Origin of the sequence: Paraburkholderia diazotrophica (assembly GCF_038900755.1) — a bacterium.
Taxonomy (GTDB): Bacteria; Pseudomonadota; Gammaproteobacteria; order Burkholderiales; family Burkholderiaceae; genus Paraburkholderia; species Paraburkholderia diazotrophica_A.
In genome coordinates, this window is record NZ_JBBPEN010000006.1 from 195135 (window position 1) to 211119 (window position 15985).

At 64.6% G+C, this 15985-nt stretch carries 13 protein-coding genes; 10 read left to right on the forward strand and 3 right to left on the reverse strand.

The window, feature by feature from the left end:
- The first annotated feature begins 218 nt into the window (after positions 1-218).
- The 8 genes from deoC to AABE10_RS20475 all read left to right on the forward strand — a co-directional run bounded on the left by deoC (position 219) and on the right by AABE10_RS20475 (position 9990).
- Positions 219-1226 (forward strand): deoxyribose-phosphate aldolase, encoded by a 1008-nt coding sequence (gene deoC / locus AABE10_RS20440; protein WP_342935069.1) that lies wholly within the window; start codon positions 219-221, stop codon positions 1224-1226.
- 13 nt (positions 1227-1239) lie between these two features.
- Positions 1240-3648, forward strand: coding sequence for an aldehyde dehydrogenase family protein (locus AABE10_RS20445; RefSeq protein WP_342935070.1), 2409 nt, complete (start codon positions 1240-1242; stop codon positions 3646-3648).
- Positions 3649-3717: 69 nt separating this feature from the next.
- A complete protein-coding gene (locus tag AABE10_RS20450; RefSeq protein ID WP_342935071.1) occupies positions 3718-4182 on the forward strand; it encodes an RbsD/FucU family protein in 465 nt (154 codons plus the stop codon).
- Between the two features lie 5 nt (positions 4183-4187).
- On the forward strand, positions 4188-5147 hold the full coding sequence (gene rbsK, locus AABE10_RS20455; RefSeq protein WP_342935072.1) for a ribokinase: 960 nt from the start codon (positions 4188-4190) through the stop codon (positions 5145-5147).
- A 49-nt stretch (positions 5148-5196) separates the two neighbouring features.
- Positions 5197-6216, forward strand: a complete 1020-nt coding sequence (locus AABE10_RS20460; protein WP_342935073.1) for an ABC transporter permease — start codon at positions 5197-5199, stop codon at positions 6214-6216.
- Positions 6217-6328: 112 nt separating this feature from the next.
- Positions 6329-7333 (forward strand): autoinducer 2 ABC transporter substrate-binding protein, encoded by a 1005-nt coding sequence (locus tag AABE10_RS20465; RefSeq protein ID WP_342935074.1) that lies wholly within the window; start codon positions 6329-6331, stop codon positions 7331-7333.
- Between the two features lie 76 nt (positions 7334-7409).
- Positions 7410-8942, forward strand: coding sequence for a sugar ABC transporter ATP-binding protein (locus tag AABE10_RS20470; RefSeq protein WP_342935075.1), 1533 nt, complete (start codon positions 7410-7412; stop codon positions 8940-8942).
- A 1-nt stretch (position 8943) separates the two neighbouring features.
- The gene (locus AABE10_RS20475) at positions 8944-9990 is read left to right on the forward strand and encodes an ABC transporter permease (RefSeq protein ID WP_342935076.1); all 1047 of its coding nucleotides are present in this window, start codon (positions 8944-8946) and stop codon (positions 9988-9990) included.
- Between the two features lie 979 nt (positions 9991-10969).
- On the opposite strand, the gene AABE10_RS20480 is transcribed toward AABE10_RS20475, so the two are convergent.
- Positions 10970-11692: a DeoR/GlpR family DNA-binding transcription regulator gene (locus tag AABE10_RS20480; protein ID WP_342935077.1), complete on the reverse strand. Its 723-nt coding sequence runs from the start codon at positions 11690-11692 to the stop codon at positions 10970-10972.
- Between the two features lie 319 nt (positions 11693-12011).
- Here AABE10_RS20480 and AABE10_RS20485 point away from each other — a divergent pair, with 319 nt between their 5' ends.
- Positions 12012-12449 carry a DoxX family protein gene (locus AABE10_RS20485; protein WP_342935078.1) on the forward strand — a complete coding sequence of 146 codons (438 nt, stop codon included), beginning with the start codon at positions 12012-12014 and terminating at the stop codon, positions 12447-12449.
- Between the two features lie 146 nt (positions 12450-12595).
- Positions 12596-12868 (forward strand): hypothetical protein, encoded by a 273-nt coding sequence (locus AABE10_RS20490; protein WP_342935079.1) that lies wholly within the window; start codon positions 12596-12598, stop codon positions 12866-12868.
- A 116-nt stretch (positions 12869-12984) separates the two neighbouring features.
- On the opposite strand, the gene AABE10_RS20495 is transcribed toward AABE10_RS20490, so the two are convergent.
- Together AABE10_RS20495 and AABE10_RS20500 are read right to left on the reverse strand one after the other, a co-directional pair.
- Entirely contained in the window at positions 12985-14475 is a 1491-nt protein-coding gene (locus AABE10_RS20495) for an MFS transporter (protein WP_342935080.1), read from the reverse strand.
- Between the two features lie 193 nt (positions 14476-14668).
- Complete coding sequence (locus AABE10_RS20500; protein ID WP_342935081.1) at positions 14669-15976, reverse strand: MFS transporter; 1308 nt, start codon at positions 15974-15976, stop codon at positions 14669-14671.
- Positions 15977-15985: the final 9 nt, after the last annotated feature.

Sequence of the window (15985 nt, forward strand, 5' to 3'; positions counted from 1 at the left end):
CGCGTCGCTCGCCCTGGTGAAAACACCAACCTCTTCCGTCGACGGCAGCGAAAGCGCCGCCAGACGGCGCTTTCGCCGCATTGCGCGACATTTCACCAGCTTCATCATGCATGGAAACGATCATAACGGCGCTTGTTAGAATCCTATCAAGCGATGTACGATGGCTGCGAATAAACCATCAGCCGTTGCTGTGCATTGCACAAACCTGCGGACGTCTCATGCCTGAACTTTCCATGCCCTCGTCGGTGGTCGCGTTGCGGCGCGCAGCCCACGTTCATCCCGTGCGCAATCCCGGCGTCACTTTCGATCTTGCGTGGCTCGACGGGCTGCGCGTGAATCAGTCCGCCGTCGAGCGCCGAACGGCGACGCTCGGCGCGCGCCGCACCGTGAAGAAGGATGCGCAGGCCGCGTGGCTGCTGAAGGCCGTCACCTGCATCGACCTCACGACGCTCAGCGGCGACGACACGGAGGGCCGCGTGCGGCGTCTGTGCGCGAAAGCCAGGCAGCCGGTGCGCGACGACATTCTCGCGGCGCTCGGCCTGCCGCCGCGCACCATCACGACGGGCGCCGTGTGCGTGTATCACCGCTATGTCGCCGCTGCCGTCGATGCGCTCGCGGGCAGCGGCATTCCCGTGGCCGCCGTGTCGACGGGCTTTCCCGCCGGCCTCGTTCCGCATCCGCTGAAGCTGAAGGAGATCGAAGCATCGGTGGCCGACGGCGCGCAGGAAATCGATATCGTCGTCACGCGCGAGCATGTGCTGACGGGCAACTGGCAGGCGCTCTACGACGAAGTGCGCGACTTTCGCGCCGCGTGCGGCGAAGCGCATCTGAAGGCGATTCTCGCGACGGGCGATATCCAGACGCTGTCGAACGTTGCGCGTGCATCGATGGTCTGCATGATGGCGGGCGCCGATTTCATCAAGACGTCGACGGGCAAGGAAGGCGTGAACGCCACACTCGACGTGTCGCTCGTAATGGCGCGCATGATCCGCGAATACCACGCGCGCACGGGCATCCTGATCGGCTTCAAGCCCGCGGGCGGCGTGTCGAACGCGAAGACGGCGCTGTCGTATCAAATCGTGATGAAAGAAGAACTGGGCCGTCCGTGGCTCGAACCCGAACTGTTCCGGATCGGCGCATCGAGCTTGCTCGCCGATATCGAACGCCAGTTGGAGCATCACGCGACTGGCCGTTACTCCGCCTTCAACCGTCACCCTGTAGCCTGAGCAGACCGATCCCATGAGCGTAGCCGAGTATTTTTCTTCGATGGAGTACGGTCCCGCACTCGAGGACGATCAGCCCGCGCGCGTGTGGCTCGCGCAGCACGACGCGACGTTCGGTCATTTCATCGACGGCGGATGGCGCGCGCCCGCTGCGAGCGAGCGCTTCGCGACGCATGAGCCCGCGACGGGCGAATTGCTCGCGCACGTCGCGCAAGGCGACGCCGTCGACATCGACGCCGCCGTCGCCGCCGCGCGCGCCGCGCAGCCCGGGTGGTCCGCGCTCGGTGGCGCGGGACGCGCGCGTCATCTTTATGCGCTGTCGCGGATGGTGCAGCGTCACAGCCGCCTCTTCGCCGTGCTCGAAGCGCTCGACAACGGCAAGCCGATCCGCGAGACGCGCGACATCGATATTCCCCTTGTTTCAAGGCACTTTCTGCATCACGCGGGCTGGGCGCAACTGCAGGACAGCGAGTTCAAGGACTTCGCGCCGCTCGGCGTGATCGGCCAGATCGTGCCGTGGAATTTCCCGCTGCTGATGCTCGCGTGGAAGATCGCGCCCGCGATCGCGACGGGCAACTGCGTCGTGCTGAAGCCCGCCGAATACACGCCGCTCACGGCGCTGCTGTTCGCCGAGCTCGCGCATCGCGCGGGCTTGCCGAAGGGCGTGCTGAACATCGTCACGGGCGACGGGAGCACAGGCGCCGCGCTCGTCGATCATCCCGGCGTCGACAAGATCGCGTTCACGGGCTCGACGGAAGTGGGCCGGCTCATCCGTGCGGCGACGGCGGGCTCGGGCAAATCGCTGACGCTCGAACTGGGCGGCAAGTCGCCATTCATCGTGTTCGACGACGCGGACCTCGACGGCGCCGTCGAAGGCGTCGTCGACGCGATCTGGTTCAACCAGGGGCAGGTGTGCTGCGCGGGGTCGCGTCTGCTGGTGCAGGAAGGCGTCGAGGCGCGCTTCATCGACAAGCTCAAGCGCCGCATGGCGACGCTGCGAGTCGGGCCGTCGCTCGACAAGTGCATCGATATCGGCGCGATCGTCGACAAGGTTCAGCTCGAGCGCATCGAAGCGCTGGTCGAAGCGGGCCGTCGCGAAGGTTGCGCGATCTACCAGTCGCCGGAGGCCGATCACGGCGGCATGCCCGCCGATGGCTGCTTTTATCCGCCGACGCTGGTCACGGGCGTCGCGCCCGCGTCGACGCTCGCGCAGGAAGAAATCTTCGGCCCCGTGCTCGTGACGATGACGTTCCGCACGCCCGAGGAAGCCGTCGCGCTCGCGAACAACACACGCTACGGGCTCGCTGCGAGCATCTGGAGCGAGACGATCGGCCGCGCGCTCGATATCGCGCCGCGTCTCGCGTGCGGCGTCGTGTGGGTCAACGCGACGAATCTGTTCGACGCGGCGGTGGGCTTCGGCGGCTATCGCGAGTCGGGCTACGGACGCGAAGGCGGCCGCGAAGGCATCTACGAATACGTGAAGCCGAAGGCGTGGCTCGCGCTCGAGGAACGGCGGCCGGTGCAGCGCGTGACCGATGTGTCGTCGCAATCGCACGAAGGGTCACGTGACGCCGACGTGTTCGCGATCGACCGCACCGCGAAGCTCTTCATCGGCGGCAAGCAGGCGCGGCCCGACAGCGGCTATTCGCTGGCCGTCTACGGACACGATGGCGCCGTCGTCGGCGAAGTGGGCGACGGTAATCGCAAAGACATTCGCAACGCCGTCGCGGCGGCGCGCGGCGCGCAGAAGTGGGCGCAGGCGAGCGCGCACAACCGCGCGCAAGTGCTCTACTATCTCGCCGAAAACCTTGCGGTGCGCGCGCATGAATTCGCGCATCAGCTCGCCGTTCGCACAGGCGTTGGCGAAACGGCCGCGCGCCGTGAAGTGGACGCTTCGGTGACGCGCCTCTTCACGTATGCTGCGTGGGCCGACAAGTTCGACGGCGCGGTGCATGCGCCGCCGTTGCGCGGCGTCGCGCTCGCGATGAACGAGCCGCTTGGCGTGATCGGCATCGCATGCCCGGACGAGGCACCGTTGCTGTCGTTCATCTCGCTGGTGGCGCCCGCGCTCGCGACGGGCAATCGCGTCGTCGTCTTGCCGAGTTCGTCGAGTCCGCTTACAGTGACCGACTTCTATCAGGTCGTCGAGACGTCGGACGTGCCCGCGGGCGTCCTCAACATCGTGACGGGCGCACGCGGCCCGCTGCTGTCGGCGCTTGCGAAACACGACGACGTCGATGCGCTGTGGTGCTTCGGCTCCGCGAAAGATGCGGCGCTGGCCGAGCGCGAGTCGGTCGGCAACCTGAAGCGCACGTTCGTCGATCATGGCCGCGCGTTCGACTGGTTCGACGCATCGAGTGAAGGCCCGGCGTTCCTGCGGCAGGCAACACAAGTGAAGAACATCTGGATACCGTACGGCGACTGATCGCTTGCCAATCGTTTCCTGATCGCTAGACAAAGCGACAGCGCGCCAACCGAAAACGGAGGAGACAACGTGCTGAAGAATCTGGACCCGCTGTTGAACGCCGATGTGCTGCACGCGCTGCGCGCGATGGGCCACGGCGATGAAGTCGTGATCTGCGACGCTAATTTTCCGGGCGACTCCGTTGCGCGCGAATCCATAACGGGCAAGCTGCTGCGGCTCGACGGCGTCGATGCGCCGCGCGCGATTCGCGCCGTGCTTTCGGTGCTGCCGCTCGATACGTTCGTCGACGATCCGGCGCTGCGCATGGAAGTGGTCGGCGAGCCCGAGACGATTCCCGCCGTGCAGCGAGAAGCGCAAGCCGAAGTGAACAACGCGGAAGGACGCGACGTGCCGTTCGTCGGCATCGAGCGCTTTGCGTTCTATGCGCGCGCGAAGAAAGCGTACTGCGTGATCGCAACAGGCGAGCAGCGCGGCTACGGCTGCTTCGTGTTCAAGAAGGGCGTGCTGCTCGCGCCCGACGCTCCGAAGGAATAACGCCGATGGCCACGCAACAGAAAGAAGGCCGCGTCGTCATTCTCGGCATCTACGTGACCGATCTCACGTTTCGCGCGGACCGCATGCCGCTGATCGGCGAAACGATTGCGGGTTCCGCGTTCAAGATGGGGCCGGGCGGCAAGGGCTCGAATCAGGCCGTCGCAGCGGCGCGCGCGGGCGCCGATGTCGTCTTCTGCACGCGCATCGGCAACGACGCATTCGGCGCGATCGCCCGTTCGACGTGGGCCGCGGAAGGCATCACGGCGCGGGCGTCGGTGATCGAAGGCGCATCGACGGGCGCGGCCCACATCTTCGTCGACGACATCACCGGCAAGAACGCGATCATCGTCGTATCGGGCGCGGCGGGAACGATGAATGCGAGCGACGTCGACGCGATCGAAAAGGACATCGCATCGGCGCGCGTGTTCGTCACGCAGCTGGAGCAGCCCATCGCCGCCGCGCGGCGCGGACTCGAAGTCGCGCGCAGGCACGGTGTGACGACGGTGTTCAATCCCGCGCCCGCGCTGCCGCTCGACGACCACATCTTTCCGCTGTGCGACTACATCACGCCGAACGAAACGGAGACGGCCGCGCTGACGGGCATCGAGGTCAACAACGTCGACGACGCGCGCCGCGCCGCCGACGTGCTGCTCGAAAAGGGCGTGCGCAATGTGATCGTGACGCTCGGCGAAGCGGGCGCCTTGCTGCATTCGGCTGAACAGTCGGTGTTCGTGCCGGCGTTCCAGTGCGGGCGCGTGGTGGAAACGGCGGGCGCCGGCGACGGCTTTACGGGCGGCTTCGCGGCGGCGCTCGCGCGCGGCGCGGATGCCGTCGAGGCGACGCGCTTCGGCTGCGCGCTCGCGGGCATTTCGGTGACGCGCCCCGGCACCGCGCCGTCGATGCCGATGCTCGCGGAAGTCAACGCCGTGCTCGCGCAGTCGCGCGATCCGCTTTCAACGCATTGAGCGAGCGCACTGCTCGCGCGGTGCGCAGTCTGAAGGAGTTCGTTTCGACATGAAGTCCTCGCTTTTCACTGGCCTCTTTCGCGACCGGCAGCTGAATTTTCTGCTCGCCGTCAACGTGCTCGTCGTGCTCGTCGCGACGTGGGTATCGCAAGGCCAGTTCGTCTCGCTCGACAACCTTCAGTCGATGGGCGGGCAGTTGCCCGAACTCGGCCTGCTCGCGCTCGGCATCATGCTGTCGATGGTGTCGGGCAACGGCGGCATCGACCTGTCGGGCGTCGGGCTCGCGAACCTGTCGGGCATGGTCGCGGCGCTGATCGTGCCGAAGTTCATCAGCGGCGACGACTCGCCGATGCTCTACACGGGCGCGTTCTGCGCGATCGTCGTGTGCATGGGGCTGATCGGCGGCTTTCTGAACGGCGTCGTGATTGCGCGGCTGCGCCTCACGCCCATTCTCTGCACGCTCGGCACGCAGTTGCTCTTCACGGGCTGCGCGGTCGTGCTGAGCAACGGCGCGTCGGTGCACGTCGATTATGTCGAGCCGCTGTCGGATATCGGCAACGGCACCTGGTTCCAGGTGCCCATTTCGTTCGTGATCTTCATCGCGGCCGTCGTCGTGCTCGGCTGGCTGCTGCGGCGCAGTCCGTTCGGCTTGCGCCTGTACCTGATGGGCACGAACCCGAAGGCCGCGTTCTACACGGGCATTCCGCGCGCGCGGATGTTGATTCTCACGTACACGATGTGCGGCGTGCTCGCGTCGCTCGCGGGCCTGATCAGTGTCACGCATACGTCGAGCGCGAAGTGGGACTACGGCAATTCGTATCTGCTGATCGCGATCCTGATCGCCGTGATGGGCGGCGTGAATCCAGCGGGCGGCTATGGCCGCATCATCTGCGTGTTTTTCGCGGCCACGGTTTTGCAGTTTCTGTCGAGCCTCTTCAATCTGCTCGGCGTTTCGCAGTTTTTCGGCGATTGCGCGTGGGGTTTTCTGCTGCTGCTGTCGCTCGCGTTCGCGGGTGGCGAGCGGGTGCGCGCGATCTTCGGCTTCGCGCAGCCAAACCAGCGGCGTTAGCGCGGCATCAGCGGTTCAAGCGGACATCGGAGCCCTGGATATCCGCCCGCGTGCATACGCAGATGAAGGGGCGACTTCATATCGAACGATGAAAGACAAAGGAGACAAACGCATGAAACTGACTCGACTTAGCGCTGCACTCGCTGCCGGCGCGCTCGCGGTGGGCGTCATCGCTGCCGCGCAGGCCGCGACCAACGAAACGATCGTCACCGTCGTCAAGGTGACGGGCATCAACTGGTTCAACCGGATGGACGAGGGCGTCAAGCAGTTCGCGAAGGATAACCCCGGCGTGCAGGCGTATCAGACGGGCCCGGGCCGCGCCGACGCCGCGCAGCAGCTGAAGATCATCGAAGACCTGATCGCGAAGAAAGTGACGGCGATCGCGGTCGTGCCGTACGATCCGCCGACGCTCGAACCGGCGCTGAAGAAAGCGATGGATCGCGGCATCAAGGTCGTCACGCACGAAGCGGACAACGCGAAGAACACGATGGTCGACATCGAGGCATTCGACAACAGCGCGTACGGCGCGGGCCTGAACGAGCGTCTCGCATCGTGCATGCACGACGAAGGCAAGTGGGCCGTGCTGGTCGGCTCGCTCGGCAGCCGCTCGCAGGTGCAGTGGGCCGACGGCGGCATCAACAACGCAAAGGCCAAGTACCCGAAGATGAACCTCGTCGAGCCGAAGCTCGAAACGAACAATGACGGCGAGAAGGCCTATGAAGTCGCGAAGGAAGTGCTGCGCAAGCACCCTGATCTGAAGGGCTTCCAGGGCTCGTCGTCGCTGGATGTGATCGGCATCGGCCGTGCCGTCGAAGAAGCGGGCATGCAGGGCAAGATCTGCGTGTACGGCACGGGCCTGCCGACCGAAGCGGGCAAGTTCCTCGAAAGCGGCGCGGTGAACGGCATCGCGTTCTGGGACCCGAAGCTCGCGGGCATCGCGATGAACAAGGTCGCGCAGATGCTGGTCGACGGCAAGACCGTGCAGAACGGCGCCGATCTCGGCATTCCGGGCTATACGAAGGTGACGGTCGAGAAGGGGCCGGGCAAGGGCATCATCGTGCGCGGCCAGGGCTGGGTGAACGTCGACAAGTCGAACTACAAGCAGTACAACTTCTGAGCGCAGGATGACCGCGTGCCGACTGTCGATCGAGAGCCGGCACGCGGCGATATTCATCTGGAGCACGGCTTTCGGCATGAATCAAAACGTTTCCTCCACGCCGTTTTTGCAGGTGGTCGGCGTACATAAGCGGTTCACGGGCGTGCATGCGTTGCGCGGCGTGAGCCTTTCGTTCGAGCGCGGGCAGATCTATCACCTGCTCGGTGAAAACGGCTGCGGCAAGAGCACGCTCATCAAGATCATCTCTGGCGCGCAGCCGCCCGATGAAGGCGAGCTGATCATCGAAGGCGTGCATCATGCGCGGCTGTCGGCGCTCGAATCGCTGGCGGCGGGCATCGAGACGGTGTATCAGGACCTGTCGCTGCTGCCGAACATGAGCGTCGCGGAGAACGTTGCGCTCACATCAGAGCTTGCCGAGCACAACGGCCGTCTCACGCGCACGTTCGACCGCAAGGCGCTCGCGCGCACGGCGGCCAAAGCGCTCGAAGCCGTCGGCCTGCCCGGCGACGCTGAGTTCCAGTCGACGCTGATCGAACAGTTGCCGCTCGCGACGCGTCAACTCGTTGCAATTGCGCGCGCGATTGCGAGCGAAGCGAAGTTCGTCATCATGGATGAGCCGACTACGTCGCTCACGCAGAAGGAAGTGGACAACCTGATCGCCGTGCTCGGCAATCTGCGCGCGCAGGGCGTGACCGTGCTGTTCGTGAGCCACAAACTCGACGAATGCTATGCGATCGGCGGCGAAGTGATCGTGCTGCGCGATGGTCAGAAGATGGCGCAAGGACCCATCGGCGATTACACGAAAGCGCAGATCAGCGAATTGATGACGGGACGGCATTTGTCGAACGAGCGCTATCGCGATGGCGCAGTCGGCAACGAAGTCGTGCTCGATGTGCAGGGCCTGACGCGCGGCACGCAGTTCCGCGATGTGTCGTTCAAGCTGCATCGCGGCGAGATCCTGGGCGTCACGGGTCTGCTCGATTCGGGACGCAACGAACTTGCGCGTGCGCTAGCAGGCGTTGCGCCCGCAGAGAGCGGCAAGGTCACGCTCGACGGCAAGCCCGTCGTTTTGCGCACGCCGTCGGATGCGAAGAATCACCGGATCGGCTATGTGCCCGAAGACCGCCTGAACGAAGGGCTCTTTCTCGACAAGCCGATTCGCGATAACGTGATCACCGCGATGATCGCGAGCCTGCGCGACCGCTTCGGCCAGATCGACCGTATGCGCGCGCAACAACTTGCGGAACAGACGGTGAGGGACTTGCAGATCGCGACGCCCGGCGTCGACAAGCCGGTGCAGTCGCTGTCGGGCGGCAACCAGCAGCGCGTGCTGATCGGCCGCTGGCTCGCGATCGACCCGCGCGTGCTGATCCTACATGGGCCGACTGTCGGTGTGGATGTGGGCTCGAAGGACATCATCTATCGGATCATGCAGAAGCTGTCGCAACGGGGCATCGGCATCATTCTGATCAGCGATGACCTGCCCGAGCTGCTGCAGAATTGCGATCGCATTCTGATGATGAAGAAAGGCCGCGTGGCGAGCCAGTATCGCGCGGACCAATTGAACGAAGCCGAGTTGTATCACGCTCTGTTGTCAGAGGCTGCATGAGATGTCGTCTATCATGAACCGGACCATGACTACCCCCAACGTCGTCGAAATCGCGCCCGAGGTCAAGCCGCCGACATGGCGCGCGAAGCTCTCGCGCAACCCGGAGTGGTTTACCGTGGCGTTGATCGTCGCGATGTGCGTGATCGTCGGCGCGATCAACCCGCGCTTCTTCCAGTTCGCGACGCTGTTCGATCTGCTGCATTCGGCTACGACGATGTCGCTGTTCGCGCTCGGCACGCTTGTCGTGCTCGCGTCGGGCGGCATCGACGTGTCGTTCACGGCGATCGGCGCGCTGACGATGTATGCGATCACGAAGGCCGTATTCGCATGGTGGCCCGATGCGCCGTTCGCGCTGATCCTGATTGCGGGCGCTGTGGGGGGCATCGTGCTCGGCGTGATCAACGGCGTGCTCGTGCATCGACTGAAAGCGCCTTCGCTGATCGTGACGATCGGCACGCAGTACCTGTATCGCGGCATCCTGCTGACATTCATCGGCACGACGTTCTTCATGAACATTCCGCACAGCATGGATCGCTTCGGCCGCATTCCGCTCTTCTTCTATCACACGGTGGACGGCTTGCGCGCGGTGTTGCCCGCGTCGGTGCTCGCGCTCGTGATCGCGGCCGTCGTCACGTGGTGGCTGCTGAACCGCACGATGATGGGACGCGGCGTCTATGCGATGGGCGGCAGTCTTGCGATCGCCGAGCGCCTCGGCTACAACCTGCGCGCGATCCATCTGTTCGTGTTCGGCTATACGGGCATGCTCGCGGGCATCGCGGGCATTCTGCACGTGTCGAACAACCGGCTCGCGAATCCGTTCGATCTCGTCGGCACGGAGCTCGATGTGATCGCGGCCGTGATACTCGGCGGCGCGCGCATCACGGGCGGCACGGGCACCGTGGCGGGCACGCTGCTTGGCGTGGTGCTGGTGACGCTGATCAACAGCGTGCTGATTCTTGTTGGCGTGCCGAGCACGTGGCAGAAGGTGATCATTGGCGCGTTCATTCTGATCGCGGGGACGTTGTTCGCTTTGCAGCGGAAAGGGTAGTTTTTTCTGCGGCGCTTTTTGACTTTTTTCGCTGGCATCCGCAATTGCGTGGATATTTCAGCGTGCCGCTGGCATCCGCGATGCGCCTCGCGGCGCGGGCGTTGCCGCTGTGCGGGGCGGCACTTGCTTTGTTTGCAACGGCTTTTGTTTTGGTGCTTTTGCCTTTGCGCTGGCATCCGCGATGCGCCTCGCGGCGCGGGTGTCGCCCCTGTGCGGGGCGGCACTTGCTCTTGTTTGCCACGGCTTTTGTTTTGGTTTTTTTGCCTTTGCGCTGGCATCCGCGATGCGCCTCGCGGCGCGGGCGTTGCCGCTGTGCGGGGCGGCACCTACTTTTCTTTGCCGCCGCAAAGAAAAGTAGGCAAAAGAAAGCGGGCTAACACCGCCAATCCTTGACCTTTACCCACGGGCTCTCAACGTCCCCATCCTTCATGCGGCAGCGTGCGGTCTCGTGCGCGTTGCCAGCGTGCTGATCGAACGCGTCACCTGCATCTGCGCCCGAATTGCGGCACGCCACATCGAATATCCCCGGCCTCTTTGCGGCAAACTGTGTATAGGCATTCGCACCGCACAGGAAACCGTCGCTAAATTATGCACCTCGCGGCGCGGGTGTTGCCCCTGTACGGTACAGCAACCTCGTTCACTACCGACGTGCAGCGCTGAAACGTTCGATAGCCTTTGTTGTGCCAAGCGTGCATGAAGCGGGTAAGGCATTTAGCGAGAACGATGGCAGCGAGCATGAGTTAGCACACAGTCGTGCGAATCACGGGGCCGTTGACAGCCCGTGGGTAATACAGAGCACTGGCGGTGTGAGCGGCTTTCTTCTGCCTACTCTTCTTTGCCGCGGCAAAGAAAAGTAGGTGCCGCCCCGCACAGGGGCAACGCCCGCGCCGCGAGGCGCATACGCGGATGCCAGCGGCACGCTAAGACAACCACAACACCCGCGAAAAGGACAAATAAAAACAGCGTCGCAGACAAAAAGCTAACCCTTCCGAATCTCCTGCCCCTTCTCGGTGATGATCGACGTAAAGTCTTCGATCTTCGAAAACCGCACGGCCTTCACGACGCCGAACTTGCTGCTGTCCACGACGAGATGGCTTTCCACCGCGCTCGCCATCGCCGCCTGCTTCAGCGCGACTTCGTGAAAATTCCAGCACGTCACGCCGCGCGCCTCGTCGACGCCGCCCGCCGAGATGAACGCCCTGTTGATGCCCATGCGCCGCAGCACTTCGATGCTCTCTTCGCCAGAGAACGAATCCGAAGACGGCACATACACGCCGCCCAGCAGAATCATCCGCACGTTCGGCTTGCGCCGCAGAATCTCCGCGACGTTCAGCGAATAGCAGACGACCGTCACATGCATGTCGTTCGGAATCAGGCGGGCAAGCGTCGTGAGCGTCGTGCCGCAATCGATGAATAGCGTCTCGTTGTTGCCGATCAGCTTCGCCGCGACGGCCGACGCTTCCGCCTTGGCCTGCGCAAAGTGATCCTTTTCCTGTTCCAGCGAATAGCCGGCTGTGTTGGGCACGTCCGTCGCGCTGACGATATAGCCGCCCAGATACGTGAAATGATCCGGGCTCGCCGCAATGTCGCGCCGCACCGTCATTTCCGACACGCCGAGCAGCGTCGCCGCGTCGCGCAGGCGCATCACGTTCTGTTTGGCCAGCGCATCGGCGAGCATGCGCAGACGTTCGGTTTTCAGCATGGGGAAGGTCTCGCTAACGCAATAACGCAATGGATGTCGCAGGACGGCGGTGAAAAACGCGCGTTAGATTTTGTTCGATTTCCTGAGAGGATTATAACAAACGCATGCATGGACGCGTCGAGGAATTTGCCCGTCGACGGTCTGCGACGCGTCTGCATTTCTGCCGCTGCTCCGCGTACGCAAAGCCAGGAATTCAGGCAGACTCGGCCTAATCTGTCGCCTTGGAAAACCCAAACATTCCACTTATTCTGACTGCAGCGCCCGGGAACTGATGACGTGCCGGTCGGTCTGCTGCTTATTCAATTCAGGAGCCACACCCATGACGCGTCCCGTCGATTCCGGCGTAATTCTTCTTGCCCGGCTCATGCTTGCCGCACTTTTCCTGTGGAGCGGCGTGATGAAGCTGATCGGGTATGCCGGCTTCGTCGGCTATCTGCATTCGAAGGGCGTGCCGCTCGTGCAGATCGCCGCGCCGGTGGCGACGGCCGTCGAGGTGCTGGGCGGCATCTTTCTGGTGGTCGGCTTCAAGATTCGCGCGCTCGGGCTGTTCATGGCCGTGTACACGGTGGTGACGGCCATCCTCGGGCACGACTTCTGGAACATCACCGACGCAGCGGTGCAACGCGACATGGTCATCCATTTCTGGAAGAACGTCGGCATTGCGGGCGGCTTCCTGCTGTTGTGCGTGACGGGCGCGGGACGGATCAGCATCGACGGCGCGCGCGCGCCGAGGGGCGGCCTGAGCAGCAGCCTGTGATCGTTGCGCGCGCAGCGGCGCGAAGCATTGCGACGGGGCCGGTTCATGCCGCGGCGGGTTCGCGGCACCAGGTGGGAGCGGGCATTATTCCTGCATAGCAGCGGGTGCAGCATCCGGACAAGCCTGATCGACTTAAGGAGCACGCGATGATTCAAGCTTTCGACCATACGATCGGCGGCACGGTCATGCAGTTTTGCGCGAGTCTCGGAGAAGGGCCGATGCCTCACCGCGTGATCATCAGCCGGGCCGACACCGCGGAGACGCTGGTCGTTTTCGATGCGGCTGGACTGATCAGCGCAATCAAGGCGGATATGGAAGACCCCGACAAGCTGATCGCCAATGCGATCGGCAAGGCGCAGAGCGACGGGCTCATCGAAAAAGCGCTTGAAACAGGCGTGATCCAGCAGGCTACGCTTTAGCGCTTTGCCGCGTTTTTTTCTGTTTAGCGGATATCGCAACGCCCACGATGCACGTGCATCGTGGGCGTTGTGCTTTCACAGCGCTGTGCTCGGGCCGTGCAGCGGTCGCACGCGTGTCATTCGTTCGCGCTGGCGGGCCGCGCGCCGGCAGCAGCGTCGCGTGGCCGGCCGTGCGCGTGCGCATGGGGCTGCGGATGCACGAGGCACGCGAGCACGAGCGCGATCAGCAGCAGGCACGCGGAGATCAGCGTCGATGCCTTGAGGCCGCCGACGATATGCGCCGGGCCCGTGGTACTTGAAGCCGCTGCCGCGCTCGCGAGCGCGCCGAACAGCGCGACGCCGACCGCGCCTCCCGCCTGGCGCGCCGTGTTCAGAACTGCCGATGCCGTGCCTGCGCGCTTTGCGTCGACGCTGGCGAGCACGGCCGTCGTCAGCGCGGGCACCGCGAGACCCATGCCGGACGGGATCAGCAGGAAGGGCACGAGCAGCGTCCAGAGCGGCGACGCGGCATCGGCGAAATGCAGCAGCCCGTAGCCGAGCGCCGCCGTTATCGCGCCTGCGATCATCGGCACGCGCACGCCGAGCCGCCCGACCACCCAGCCGCTCGCGACGTTCGAAATCAGGAAGCCGCCCGTCAGCGGCAGGAATGCAAGGCCCGCCTCCAGCGCCGTCTCGCCGCGCGCGTGTTGCAGATAGAGACTCAGCACGAACACGACGCCGTAGTACGTCAGGTTCACGCAGATGCCGAACAGCACGGCCGCGCTGAACGTGCGGTTGCCGAAGAGCGCGAGCGGCAGCATCGGCGCATGGGCGTGCCGCTCGCTAATGATGAACGCGGCGGCCGCGATCAGCGCAAGCACGAAACTGCCGCCGACGAGCGGATGCATGAAGCCGAGCGGCCGCCATTCGATGACGGCGCCCGTGAATGCCGTCAACGCGACGATTGCGAGTATCTGACCCGATGGATCGATGCCGCGCATGGCCGGGCGGTCGTGCGCCACATCGCGCAATGACGGCGAAGCAGAGCGCGAAGCCGGCATCCAGGCGAACGTCGCCAAGAGCCCGAGCGCACAGATGGGGAGATTCACGAGAAAGATCGCGCGCCAACCGAACGCGGCGATCAGCAGCCCGCCGATCACGGGGCCTGCCGCAATCGCAACCGCGCCCGCCGCAGTCCACAAGCCGACCGCGCGGGCGCGCAGTTTCGGATCATGACCGCAGGCCTGGTTGAGCAATGCGAGCGAATTGGGCAGCATCGCGGCCGCGCCGATGCCTTGCACGGCGCGCGCGGCGACGAGCGTCGAGGCGTCGAATGCGAGCCCGCACGCCAGCGATGCCGCCGCAAAGAGACCAAGGCCGAACGCGAAGAGACGCCGTGCGCCGAAGCGGTCGCCGAGCACGCCCGCCGACAGCATCAGCACCGCGAACGCAAGCGTGTACGCATCGACGATCCATTGCAGTCCCGTGACGTTCGCGCGCAGGTCCGAGCCGATCTGCGCCAGCGCGATATTGACGATCGTCACGTCGAGCTGCGTGACGACGAAGCCGATGCTGACGGTCGCGACGATGCGCGCGAGCGTCGGTGTGAAACGTGGTGTGTAGGTCATTTGGCATGGGACGCGGAGCGAGCGATAGAGCGCCGACTCCCGTCTACAGAGAGTTCCATGCGTCGATGATAGGACTGCCGCGCCATGCGACGTTTCGGACCTGCTCGAAGTGTCGATTGTTTTGCCGATGCGGCCGGCAGACGATGCGCCGTCGGGCGCAAGTGGCGTGCCCACGCACGCCACTGCATGCGGCTTATCGCGCCGCGTCCCGCTTCACGAAGCACGCGGTCAGCGCGCCGATTGCGCACAGCGCGCCGACGTAGAGCGTGGGCGCCATCGGATTAGACTTCATCATCAGCGACACGACGATCGGCGTGAGGCCGCCGAACACCGCATACGCGACGTTGTACGAAAACGAAATGCCCGAGAAGCGCACGACGGGCGGAAACGCGTTGACCATCACGAACGGCACCGCGCCGATCACGCCGACAAACAGGCCCGCGATCGCATAGAGCGGCACGAGCATCGTGCTATCGACGGCGAGGTGCCGGAACAGCGCGTGGTACGCGAGGCCGAGCGCGATGCAGCCGACGAAAATCGTGCGGCCCGCGCCGAAGCGCCCCGCGAGCGAACCGGCGAGCACGCAGCCGATGGTCAGGCACAGCGTTGCGATGCTGTTCGCGAAGAGGGCCGTCGACGGCGCGATGTGAAACTGCTTTTGCAGCAGCGTCGGCGTCATCAGGATCACGACGACGATCGCGGCCGACAGCATCCACGTGAGCAGCATCGACACGATCACCGCGCGGCCATGATCGCGCAGCACGGCCTTCAGCGGGATTTCCCCCGCGAGCGACTTGCGCTGCTTCATCTCGGCGAACACGGGCGTCTCGTGCAGCCAGCGGCGCAGGTAAACCGAGAACAGGCCGAACACGCCGCCGAGCAGGAACGGAATGCGCCACCCGAAAGCGGCGATATCGGCGGGCGCGAAATGGCGGTTCACGGCCGACGCGACCAGCGATCCCAACAGGATTCCTGCCGTGAGGCCCGCCGTCAGCGTGCCGCACGCATAGCCGACGTGACGCTGCGGCACGTGCTCGGAGACGAACACCCATGCGCCCGGCACTTCGCCGCCGACGGCCGCGCCCTGCATCACGCGGAACGCGAGCAGCAGCACGGGCGCCATGATGCCGATGCTGGCGTAAGTGGGCAGCACGCCCATCAGCAGCGTCGGCAGCGACATCAGCAGCACGCTCAGCGTGAACATGCGCTTGCGCCCGAGCAGGTCGCCGAAATGCGCCATCACGATGCCGCCCAGCGGCCGCGCGAGATAGCCGGCGGCGAAGATGCCGAACGTCTGCAACTGGCGCAGCCAGTCGGGAATCGATTGCGGGAAGAACAGTTGTCCGATCGCCGGAGCGAAGAACACGAAGATGATGAAGTCGTAGAACTCGAGCGCGCCGCCGAGCGCGGCGAGGCTGAGCGTCTTGTAGTCGTGGCGGGTCAGGGGACGCGCGTGCGCGATGTCCCTGGCGTGTGGTCTACCCAGTTGCGTTGCTTGCATTGCCTGTCG

What these genes read in the sequence shown, in the direction of transcription:
- deoC (WP_342935069.1), top strand. Translation starts at nt 219, where the DNA reads ATGCCTGAACTTTCCATGCCCTCGTCGGTGGTCGCGTTGCGGCGCGCA.
- AABE10_RS20445 (WP_342935070.1), top strand. Translation starts at nt 1,240, where the DNA reads ATGAGCGTAGCCGAGTATTTTTCTTCGATGGAGTACGGTCCCGCACTC.
- rbsK (WP_342935072.1), top strand. Translation starts at nt 4,188, where the DNA reads ATGGCCACGCAACAGAAAGAAGGCCGCGTCGTCATTCTCGGCATCTAC.
- AABE10_RS20460 (WP_342935073.1), top strand. Translation starts at nt 5,197, where the DNA reads ATGAAGTCCTCGCTTTTCACTGGCCTCTTTCGCGACCGGCAGCTGAAT.
- AABE10_RS20465 (WP_342935074.1), top strand. Translation starts at nt 6,329, where the DNA reads ATGAAACTGACTCGACTTAGCGCTGCACTCGCTGCCGGCGCGCTCGCG.
- AABE10_RS20470 (WP_342935075.1), top strand. Translation starts at nt 7,410, where the DNA reads ATGAATCAAAACGTTTCCTCCACGCCGTTTTTGCAGGTGGTCGGCGTA.
- AABE10_RS20475 (WP_342935076.1), top strand. Translation starts at nt 8,944, where the DNA reads ATGTCGTCTATCATGAACCGGACCATGACTACCCCCAACGTCGTCGAA.
- AABE10_RS20480 (WP_342935077.1), bottom strand. Translation starts at nt 11,692, where the DNA reads ATGCTGAAAACCGAACGTCTGCGCATGCTCGCCGATGCGCTGGCCAAA.
- AABE10_RS20485 (WP_342935078.1), top strand. Translation starts at nt 12,012, where the DNA reads ATGACGCGTCCCGTCGATTCCGGCGTAATTCTTCTTGCCCGGCTCATG.
- AABE10_RS20490 (WP_342935079.1), top strand. Translation starts at nt 12,596, where the DNA reads ATGATTCAAGCTTTCGACCATACGATCGGCGGCACGGTCATGCAGTTT.
- AABE10_RS20495 (WP_342935080.1), bottom strand. Translation starts at nt 14,475, where the DNA reads ATGACCTACACACCACGTTTCACACCGACGCTCGCGCGCATCGTCGCG.
- AABE10_RS20500 (WP_342935081.1), bottom strand. Translation starts at nt 15,976, where the DNA reads ATGCAAGCAACGCAACTGGGTAGACCACACGCCAGGGACATCGCGCAC.